This is a genomic window from Micromonospora sp. NPDC005206, from assembly GCF_040608175.1.
GTDB lineage: Bacteria > Actinomycetota > Actinomycetes > Mycobacteriales > Micromonosporaceae > Micromonospora.
In genome coordinates this window covers 1-2,881 of the sequence record NZ_JBEXHU010000071.1, presented here as the reverse complement: position 1 = coordinate 2,881, position 2,881 = coordinate 1, and the positions used below count along the sequence as shown (strand labels likewise).

At 68.7% G+C, this 2,881-nt stretch carries 4 protein-coding genes and 1 pseudogene; all 5 read right to left on the bottom strand.

The genetic code is table 11. The annotated features are described in order from the left end of the window. Positions 1-427: hypothetical protein (locus tag ABZU69_RS36990; RefSeq protein WP_354968855.1), on the bottom strand; the 427-nt coding region annotated here is incomplete at its 3' end. Next, on the bottom strand, positions 427-846 hold the full coding sequence (locus ABZU69_RS36985) for an NUDIX domain-containing protein (protein ID WP_354968854.1): 420 nt from the start codon (positions 844-846) through the stop codon (positions 427-429). The genes ABZU69_RS36990 and ABZU69_RS36985, both read right to left, overlap by 1 nt. A 218-nt stretch (positions 847-1,064) precedes the next feature. Further along, a pseudogene (locus ABZU69_RS36980) lies at positions 1,065-1,380 on the bottom strand (FAD-dependent monooxygenase); the annotation flags it as partial. 57 nt (positions 1,381-1,437) lie between these two features. Continuing rightward, a complete protein-coding gene (locus ABZU69_RS36975) occupies positions 1,438-2,127 on the bottom strand; it encodes an IS6 family transposase (RefSeq protein ID WP_354968856.1) in 690 nt (229 codons plus the stop codon). Positions 2,128-2,205: 78 nt separating this feature from the next. Next, positions 2,206-2,769 carry an MHYT domain-containing protein gene (locus ABZU69_RS36970; protein WP_354968853.1) on the bottom strand — a complete coding sequence of 188 codons (564 nt, stop codon included), beginning with the start codon at positions 2,767-2,769 and terminating at the stop codon, positions 2,206-2,208. Positions 2,770-2,881 lie beyond the last annotated feature (112 nt).

Below are 2,881 nucleotides of genomic sequence, written 5' to 3'. Positions count from 1 at the left end.
CTTGATGGTCGCGCAGTTCGCGCTCCAGATGCGCCCTCGCCTCAGCAAGCCGCAATGGCCCATCCGGGATCCGGCCGCGCACCGGCTGACCAGCTCGTGATGCCTGCAGTCGAGCCTGGGCTGCCATGTTCCTCGCGTCATTGTCGGCCTCCAGACGCTGCTGCTGCTCAGCCAGTTCCGCCGCCGCGCGCCGAATACGCTCCGCCCGGCCCGACCGGTCAGCCAACGCTCTGGGGACACGGTCACCGTTGGACTCGCCGCCGTCGCGAGGCGCTTGCGCGTTCTCGCAGGCATCGACGCCCGCTGCTTCTGCGACGATGCTCGTGACGATCTGCGTAGCCTGCTGGTCGAACCAGTCCTGTCCCCGGTTCGCGTCGATCGACGCGTTCGCAGGGATCTTGGTGCCATCGATTCCGGCGCAGGACACTAGGCGACCACCGCGCCGGCGACAGGCTGCGGGTCGAGCGACGCCCGGCGCGCCGCCACCGCCACGAGTGCGGACAGGCCACTGCTCGTGGTGATGGCATCGAGGCTCGCGATGGGAGCCCACCGGTAGTCATGCGACCGCGAAGCGGCTACCTCGGCTGTGTCCACCGGCCGGCAGACATAGGGCATGTCTATGTGACGATGCGCGCCGACCTCGGTATCGTCCGCTTCCGTCTCGATAACGGCGAACGGCGCGGCAAGCATCCGGGCCGCCGGGAGCGTGAACGTCTCGCTCTCCACGATCTGAACGGTCACACCGGTCTGAGTCTCGACCAGGCGCAACACGGCCTGCGCCGGATCCTCGTCCGCCCGAATATGGCCACCGGGCAGCGACCACCGTCCACACTCGCCGTCGTGCACGAGCTACACCCTGTCGTCATCGTCAAGAACGATCGCCGACGCGCTGAAGTGCCGTACCCCCGTCATGAGACCCCGCCTCTCCTTGCTGAAATGGACGTCACAAGCGACGCTAGCCACGCGATCAGCAGGAATGTGGCATAACCTCTGAAACCGCCCCGACGAGTTGCCGTGATCATCCGGGGCGTCTGGCGGCTACGCGCCGAAGCGTGGCGCATACGTCAGCCCTCGGCGCCCCGGTAGCTGAGGCCATCGACGAACTTTGCGCAGCCGGGGGACCCGGCCGGTCAGGGCGAAGTAGCCGCGCGCCGCCGTCAGCGAGAGTCGCCCGATCACCGGCCGGTAGAGGCGATCGTCGCCGCTGGTGCCGTCCCGAAGCGAGTCGGCGACCCGGGCGAACGCGCAGGGCAGTATGGCGGCCTCGCAATCGGCCATCGCCTGGACCACCGTTCCGCCGCCGGCTGCGGCCAGCTTGAGTTGACGGCAGAGCAGGGCGGCGTCGCGCAGCGCGGTGTTCACGCCAGCGCCTCGGCCCGGAGGGCGCTGTTGCGTTGTGGGACCGACGGACGCGTTGAACGCGTGTCGGGTCCGCGGTCAGATCGCTTGGGCGAGGTCGGTAAACCCGGCGGCGACCCGCGTGGCCGGCGGGGCGTCGACCGCGAGTTCGTAGTATCCACGTCGAAGGTTCTGCATGAACGCGTGCCCGGCGATGACCACCTGTGCTGTCTTGTCGGTTCGTAGTCCGCGCATCGGTCGCAACCGGTGTTTCAGCTGGCTGTGATCAGCCTCGATCGGATTGTTCGCGTGCCGTTCGACGTGGTGCCACGCCTGCGGGATCAGCTCATCCAGCACGCCGGGGTAGACCGGCGCGGCGTCGGTGACGACCTCGCTGGGCGTCACCTTCAACGTCGACAGCGCCCGGCGGAAGAACCGCCGGGCCGCGTCGGCATCCCGGCGGGCCGAGACCAGCACGTCGATGACCTGCCCGTCCTGGTCGACCGCCCGGTACACGTACCGCCACACCCCGTTGACCTTCACGTACGTCTCATCAACATGCCACCTATCGCCAGGTGAATGGCGACAGAACCGAGCGGCGTCAGCCAACAGCGGCGTGAACCGCTGCACCCACCGGTAGACGGTGACGTGATCGACCTCGACTCCGCGTTCGACCAGAAACTCCTCGACGTCCCGATACGAGAGGTTGAACCGCAGGTACCAGCGGACCGCGACCACGATCACCTCCGGCGGGAACCGGAACCCGGCGAACGCCGACTTCGCAGGCAGCCAGGGGCGAGAGCGGGTCGATGACTTCACTGCTCAAGCCTGCCTCGATCATGCCAACCCTCAACGCAACAGAGCCCGTCAGAGGGGGGCGCGGTCCGGACGGGACGGGAACGGCGTGCCCGGCCGCCCCAGGGTCGGCCGGGCGCGGAGCCCTACCGGGTCCGCAGTCACTTCGCCCGATCGGTCGGCGGGCTCGGCGGTGAGCCGGCCGTTCAGGTACGCCGCTGCGGCCCGGTCCTCGTCCGTGGGGGCCGCAAGCAGCGCGTAGACCAGGCCGACCACCACGAAGATCACCGCCAGGATGATCGGCACCAGCAGGGTACTCACGTCCGCACCGGTGACCTCGCCCCCGCCCGGATGCAGGTGCGCAGAGAGGGCACTCATCCCGGTGAAATGCATGCCGTTGACCGCAACGCCCATCACCAGCGCGGAGCCGAAAATCGCCAGGCCTCGGCGGACGGTCACCGCCAGCCAGAGCGCCACCGTGGCGGCGACCACCGCGATGACAATCGAGAGCACCACCCGGGTCCGGTCGTAGCTGAGCCGTCCGTCGAGCCGCATCGCCGCCATGCCGGTGTAGTGCATTGCCGCGACCCCGGCGCCGGTGAAGAGGCCGCCGCCGACGATGCGCAGTACGGACACCCGCCCGGTGCCGGCAATGAGGTGATCTCAACAAGGGTCGGGGCGCCGATCGGGGTGACACGGGCATTGCGTCCATAGCGGACAGTGGTGGATATGGGCGTGGAGCCATCGG